This window comes from Shewanella cutis, assembly GCF_022410515.1.
Classification (GTDB): Bacteria; Pseudomonadota; Gammaproteobacteria; order Enterobacterales; family Shewanellaceae; genus Shewanella; species Shewanella cutis.
This window is the reverse complement of the sequence record NZ_JACSDI010000010.1, coordinates 137,332-144,444: the sequence shown is the minus strand read 5'-3', so window position 1 is coordinate 144,444 and position 7,113 is coordinate 137,332. Positions and strand designations below refer to the sequence as shown.

Sequence of the window (7,113 nt, the reverse complement as noted above, 5' to 3'; positions counted from 1 at the left end):
TGTTGTCAACGGCGGGACCATTGCCACCATGGGTTCTACAATCAACAGCAACTCGTGGTTCGAGGGTGTAATCTATGCAGACGGTGATAGTACTTCATATGTCAATTTCAGGATTATGATGACTAACCCATTAAGTACTGCAACATGGGTAAAAATCGATATATGGTAAATTAAACAACTCATTTAACACAAACCTTCAAACCCATGTCACACCTAAAACCAATAGGGCATTCACTGTTAAGCGTGCATTGCCCATTGATATTAGTGTTAGGTAATGCGCTGCTTGGGTTGCTGATTGTCGGCAATGGCGTGCCGTACTCATTTACTTTTTGCATGCACTGCCCAGTGTTTTGCATTGGCGCTTTGATGCAGGATAAACCTAGGCCGCATTGATAGTCTGAGGTGCAGCCGTTCGATGCGGTTAATTGCCTGTTTTGAGTTTGCGCAGTTTGTAGTGATTGATTGTATGCAGGCTGGAAAGTTGGCGGGGGATTACTGGCGTTAACCAGAGTTGCGGTTGAATTGATAAGCGACGCACCAAGAATATACATGGCCGCATCATTATCGGCCTGTTGTTGCGCTGCGACAGTTTGCTGTTGCTGGTATCCTGCTTGCGAGTCAACGATTAGCTGATCTTGATTGCCATGATAGGGGATAACGACTTGATAATTTCGCTTGCCTTCGCAAAGCGTTAGCAGATGATCTGAGCTTGATTTAGTACCGCTAGACCAAATAGCATCTACACCATTGACGACTAGGCACTTGCCGCGCATAAATCTCTTATCCCAGTTGTACTCAACAACAGCAGGGGTTGCGCCAAGGTAATTGCCGCTATTACGCTCAAACAGCGTCGCGCCTTGTGGCTCGGTAATGTAGGTGATGGTGGTTTTACTTGCGCAGCCTGTTGCTAGTAGCGCGGAGAATAGAAGGGTTAGCGTCCGTGTCATGTTGTTGCCGAGGTATCGATTCCAGATACATCGTTATAGCATTGGTTTAATATCCTGTCACCAACCCAGCGCCGTCCCGATAACTAATAACACCATCGCAAGCAATCCTAACCCTGCAAAAAAGTCCTCCTGACTTTGCCGCCACCCCCTCGCTTTCTTCCCGCCCACCTCAAACATATAAAGCCCGACACAGATGATCGGTAGACCAAGCAGCCAGCTAATATTCTCGCCAGCGGCATAACCTAAGATGACTAAAACCAGCATAGCGATTAGGTGCATATTGGCCCTTAAAAATAAAACCAGCCTAGAGTATAGGCGGGGATTGGTTGGTAATGTGCTGGCCTACCTTTATAAATCGGCAAATCCCTGTCAATGGGATAATCACATTGCTGTGCAACACATTGGTCAAGATGATTACTCGTCACGTTCCGGCTTACGCATAGCTGTTGCCGTCTTTTGCGTTAACGTGTATGCCATAATCACCTTGCCAATATGCCCCACACTAACGCAGTGGGCTCGGTTAGTCTTTCCTATCAGTCAATCTTATTTAACACCACAAGGAAACACCCTTGTCACAGCATGCGCTGTTGCTAACAAGTTTGCCTTTACGAAAATCTATTGCAAGCGGTTTTTTAGTAGAGGAGCACGACTGCTAAGTGTGTTCCTGATCGAGGAGTCGAATTGAGAAGCGCGCTTTTTCCACCTTAAAAGTCTGGGCAAAATCTGGGCAAAACACAGGTCTTTTGTGTCCGCTATAGTCCTGAGTGAAAACAGCTAAACCCTTACAAAACGCGGACATAAGCGGACTGAAAAACAATATTATAGGGTTCGACTCCCTCTCTCACCGCCATATAAAAGCAAGGGGAATCAGTATTTTACTGGTTCCCTTTGTTGTTTGGGGACCATTTACGCTTTTTCAAGTCAGCTTATGTCCGTGTTAGATTTCTGCATGTTTAAATTTCTTGGCATTACTCATGTAGATTATTTTATCGAGAACTCCTAACAACTTAGCATATTCAACGTCCTCTTTAGGGCGTGTTGACGTTTCAGGGTTATTTTTGCAGCAATTTGGCTCACCGTTTATGCAAGGCAAAGTCCGTGCAGTGTCGTTATTCAACATAAACGGACGATAACGTAGCTGAAACGCCAGCCAAATGCTGCCCGAAGGGGCGTCTGGCAAGCCCTTGCGCTTACTTTCTGTCATAAGAGCCGCTCGTCATTTGAGTAGAATAACGACACATCATTCCTCGTTTCGCGAGCACATGCTTGCCAGAACGAACAAAATCTAATCTCGAAACGTCAACACGCCCAAGTAATCAGATAACTTCAATCGATTTTAATTACTTAACTCTTGCGAGATTTTGACTAGACTCAAAGCTCAGGTTAGTGAGTTTGTTACAGGTAAGTTTGGGGAGATTGCTATGGATTCAATTAAAATTCGCGACCATATGGACCGTCAGCCTGTGTTGCTACGTGCCACTATGTCACTGGCGACAGCAGTTGAAAAACTGTTAGATAATAACAAAATGGGGGCTGCGGTGGTGGATGACAGTGGCAATTTGGTGGGATTTTTATCCCAGCAAGACTGCTTAGCTGTCATGTTAAAGAGCAGCTATCACTGCGACTTGACCTCGGTGGTGAAGGATTGCATGCGCACTGAAGTGCTGTATGTCGGTCCTGATGAGAGTATTTTACAACTCGCGGAGCAAATGCTGGGCGCTAAGCCAAAGATCTATCCCGTGGTGGATAATGGCAAAGTCATCGGCACAATCAATCGCACCAATGTGTTAAGAGCAATGAATGTGTACATGCAGCAATGTTATCTTGCGCCCGCCTAAGCCGTTATTTGGGAGGGAATTTACCGCGTTTTACGGTGTGTTTTGAACAATTAGCCATACCAATAAACCAGGTTCCTTGCTAGGATCGCCATTTTCGATGCTAGCAATGGAATTTGGTTTTGAACTCTGACAAACATCCGCTATCGAGCGCCTTTCTCCAGCAGTGCTTTCAAAGTGATGCCTCGCGGATCCGCCGCCGTTTATTTAAGCTCCATAAAGAAGCCGATTCTGACAAAAAAACACAAGAATTAGCCAAACTTGCTGAGCAGGCGCAAGCAGCGTTCGAGAAAGTAGAGCAGCGCCTAAAGGCTCGCCCTAAGATAAATTATCCTGACAATCTGCCCGTCAGTGGCATGCGCGAAGACATCGCCAAAGCCATTAGTGAAAACCAAGTGGTGATCATTGCGGGTGAAACCGGCTCGGGTAAAACTACGCAGTTGCCTAAAATCTGTTTAGAACTGGGCTTAGGCAGCCGTGGTTTTATTGGTCATACCCAGCCGCGGCGTTTAGCGGCGCGCAGTGTCGCGTCAAGGGTAGCTGAAGAATTGCAAAGCCCGCTCGGTGAAGTAGTGGGCTTTAAGGTGCGTTTTGCCGATGCCTTAAAGAGTGAATCCTATATTAAGCTGATGACCGACGGGATTTTACTGGCGGAGCTGACTTCAGATCGTTATTTAGATCAATACGATACTATCATTATCGACGAGGCGCATGAACGTAGCCTCAACATCGATTTTATCTTGGGTTACCTCAAGCAAATTCTGAAAAAACGCCCCGATCTTAAGATCATCATCACCTCGGCGACCATTGATGTTGAGCGTTTTTCTAAGCATTTCAATAATGCGCCGATTATTGAGGTGTCAGGGCGGACCTATCCGGTCGAAACCCGTTATCGCCCGCTGGTGCAAGATACCGAAGCGGATCTCGACCAAATTGAAGGGATTTTTGCCGCCGTTGATGAGCTGGTTGCCGAAGGCTTGGGCGATATTTTGATCTTTATGAACGGTGAGCGCGAAATTCGTGATACCGCAGAGCAGCTTAATCGGCGTAATTACCGCGATACCGAGATTTTGCCGCTGTATGCGCGCCTCTCCTACGGCGAGCAATCAAAGGTCTTTAGCAGTCATACAGGGCGTCGCATCGTGCTTGCGACTAACGTAGCGGAAACCTCGCTGACAGTGCCGGGTATTCGCTACGTGATTGACCCAGGGACAGCGCGGATCAGCCGTTATAGTTATCGCACTAAAGTCCAACGTTTGCCGATTGAGCCGATTTCACAGGCGAGTGCCAATCAGCGCCAAGGCCGCTGCGGCCGTGTTGGTCCGGGGATTTGTATACGCTTATACGATGAGGCGGATTTTAATAACCGCCCAGCCTTTACTGATCCCGAAATCTTACGCACCAATTTGGCGTCGGTGATTTTGCAGATGCTCGCTATCGGCCTTGGCGATATCGCTGCTTTCCCGTTTATTGAGCCACCCGATCCGCGCCATATTCGCGATGGCTTCTTACTGCTTGAGGAATTACAGGCGGTTAAGCAGCAGAAGGGCAATATAGTGTTAACGCCGCTGGGGCGGCAGTTATCGCAAATCCCCGTCGATCCACGTTTAGCGCGTATGGTGGTCGAGAGCCACCAACTTGGTTGCTTAAATGAGGTGTTAGTGATCGCCTCAGGGCTGTCGATTCAAGATCCCCGTGAGCGGCCCATGGATAAAAAGCAGGCGTCCGATGAAGCCCATCGCCGCTTTGCCGATCCCCAGTCTGATTTTGTCAGTTGGGTAAACTTATGGCAGCACTTAAAAGAGCAACAAAAGGAATTATCCGCCAGTCAGTTCCGTAAAAAGTGCCGCGACGAGTTCTTAGCCTACCTGCGGGTGCGTGAATGGCAGGATTTATATACTCAGTTAAAACAAGCGGTTCACGATTTAAAGTGGCGCTTAAACGATACTCCTGCGAGCTACGATGCGCTGCACCGTGCGCTGTTATCGGGTCTGCTCAGCCATATTGGCTTTAAGGACAATAACAACGAATACTTAGGCGCGCGTAATCGTAAGTTTTTTGTGTTCCCCGGCTCTCCGTTGGCTAAGAAAGGCCCTAAGTGGATTATGGCGGCGGAGCTGATGGAAACCTCTAAGCTGTTTGCCCGCTGCTGCGCCAAAATTGAGCCAGAGTGGCTCGAGCCGTTAGCAGCACATCTGATTAAAAAGAATCACCTAGAGCCACATTTTGAGGCGAAACAGGGCAGTGTGATCGCCTTTGAGAATCAAGTGCTCTATGGCTTGACCGTGGTGCATCGCCGCCGCGTGCAATATGGGCCGATTAATCCTGTTGAAGCGCGCGAAATCTTTATTCGTAGCGCGCTCGCCGAAGGGCAGTTACAGACCAAAGAAGCCTTCTTTATCGCTAACCAAAAGTTATTGGAGGATGTCGAAGCGCTCGAGCACAAGTCCCGTCGCCGCGATATTTTGGTCGATGAACAAGTGTTGATGGACTTTTACGAGCCGCGCATTCCCGAAGGCATCTATAACGCGCCTAAGTTCTTTAGCTGGTGGAAGGAAGCGCGCCGAACTCAGCCCGATTTACTCGATTTTAATAAGTCGCTATTGATGCAGCGCAGTGCCGATCATATCTCGGCATTGGATTTCCCTGATAGCTGGCACAAGGGCAATATTCGCCTGCAACTCAGTTATCACTTCGACCCAGCTGCGAGTGATGATGGTGTCTCTGTGCATATTCCTGTGGCGTTACTTAATCAAATCGATGATACGGATTTCGATTGGCTAGTGGCGGGAATGCGTGAGGAGAAATGCGTCGCGCTAATTAAATCCCTGCCAAAGGGGCTGCGACGTAACTTTGTGCCTGCGCCCGATTATGCCCGTGCCTGCGTGCAGGCGATGCAGCCCTTTAGCGCCAGTTTACTCGAGGCCATGTGCAAACAGCTGCTGCGTATGAGTGGCACGCGCGTCAATCCTGAAGATTTTGATGTTTCGCAGATGCCAGTGCATTTGCTGATGAACTTTAAGATTGAGGATGACAAGGGCAAGTTAGTGGCACAGGGGCGGGTGCTTGATACCTTAAAGGCCGAGTTACAGGGCGTGGTCGCGAAGGCGATTCGTCAAGTAGCGGATAAGGGCATTGAGAAAGAAGCGATCACCGAATGGTCATTTGGTGACTTACCTAAGCAATTTGAGCAGCGTAAGGGTAACTATCAAGTGCGGGCATTCCCCGCCTTGATTGATAATAAAGATTCAGTTGCCATCAAATTATTTGATGATGAATTTGAGGCAGAGGCGGCGCATCGTCAGGGGCTTAGACGCTTGTTGTTACTAAATATCCCCTCACCAGTAAAACACCTGCAACAGGCGCTGCCGAACAAGGCAAAATTAGCAATGTATTTCAATCCATTTGGCCAAGTCCAAATTCTGATTGATGACATCATTGCCGCAGCGGTGCAGCAATTACTCGATGAGAAAGCGCTGGATGTGCGCGATGCTGCTCAGTTCGAACAGGCTAAGGATTGGGTGCGCCAAGAGCTGAACCCTACCGCCGAGCAAATTGCCCTAAAAGTGGAGCGGATTTTGACGCTCTACCAAGGCATTAAAAAGCGGACTAAGGGCAAAATCAGTTTGGATATTGCTTTTGCGATGAGTGATATTCAAAGCCAATTGGACCAATTAGTCTTTAAGGGATTTGTTGAAGCTTGTGGTTGGAATCGCTTAGCGGATGTGGCGCGCTACTTAAAGGCGATTGAAATCCGGATCGATAAATTACCTGTAGACCCGACCCGTGACCGCTTGCATATGCAGAGTATCACTAAAGTGCAGGAGGCCTTAGCGGCGCAACTTGCTAAGGTGCCACGCTCGCAGCCTACACCAGCGGCACTGATAGAAGCGCGCTGGATGATTGAAGAGTACCGGGTGTCATGCTTTGCCCAAGCGCTTGGTACTGCCTATCCTATCTCGGAAAAGCGTATCTTAAACCATATCCTGCTGAGCTAATTTACTCCGCTAAACAAGGCCAACTCAGGCTGTATTATGAAAAGCCGAACCTATACAGAGTTCGGCTTTTTTATACTTTGAATATGCTGATCGGGTGAGTGTATCGACAGCACAACTAATACATTTTGCCTAAACTCGCTAGGTAGCTACATAGACGCCATGGGTGAGAGCAACCGTCATACTCCTTAAGATATATTTTGTTCAAATCTTGTGTGTTTTTATAACTGACAACTTTTACCACCCGATGCTTTAGTTATTAATTAACAAGAAAACCAAATTAATCTATCAGCTTGTAATCTAAAACAACACTTAAAAACCGTGATCTAATCAAAT

At 47.7% G+C, this 7,113-nt stretch carries 5 protein-coding genes; 2 read left to right on the top strand and 3 right to left on the bottom strand.

Annotated elements, in window-relative coordinates; all coding sequences use genetic code 11:
- Window positions 1–179 precede the first annotated feature (179 nt).
- From H9J30_RS14235 to H9J30_RS14225, 3 genes are all read right to left on the bottom strand, one after another.
- Window positions 180–947, bottom strand: a complete 768-nt coding sequence (locus tag H9J30_RS14235; protein ID WP_240131588.1) for a hypothetical protein — start codon at window positions 945–947, stop codon at window positions 180–182.
- A 57-nt stretch (window positions 948–1,004) separates the two neighbouring features.
- Entirely contained in the window at window positions 1,005–1,226 is a 222-nt protein-coding gene (locus H9J30_RS14230) for a hypothetical protein (RefSeq protein WP_240131587.1), read from the bottom strand.
- Between the two features lie 658 nt (window positions 1,227–1,884).
- Entirely contained in the window at window positions 1,885–2,151 is a 267-nt protein-coding gene (locus H9J30_RS14225) for a hypothetical protein (RefSeq protein ID WP_240131586.1), read from the bottom strand.
- A 217-nt stretch (window positions 2,152–2,368) separates the two neighbouring features.
- On the opposite strand from H9J30_RS14225, the gene H9J30_RS14220 reads away from it, so the two are divergent.
- Both H9J30_RS14220 and hrpA read left to right on the top strand, forming a co-directional pair.
- Window positions 2,369–2,785: a CBS domain-containing protein gene (locus H9J30_RS14220; RefSeq protein WP_240131585.1), complete on the top strand. Its 417-nt coding sequence runs from the start codon at window positions 2,369–2,371 to the stop codon at window positions 2,783–2,785.
- A 113-nt stretch (window positions 2,786–2,898) separates the two neighbouring features.
- Complete coding sequence (hrpA, locus tag H9J30_RS14215; protein ID WP_240131584.1) at window positions 2,899–6,780, top strand: ATP-dependent RNA helicase HrpA; 3,882 nt, start codon at window positions 2,899–2,901, stop codon at window positions 6,778–6,780.
- Window positions 6,781–7,113: the final 333 nt, after the last annotated feature.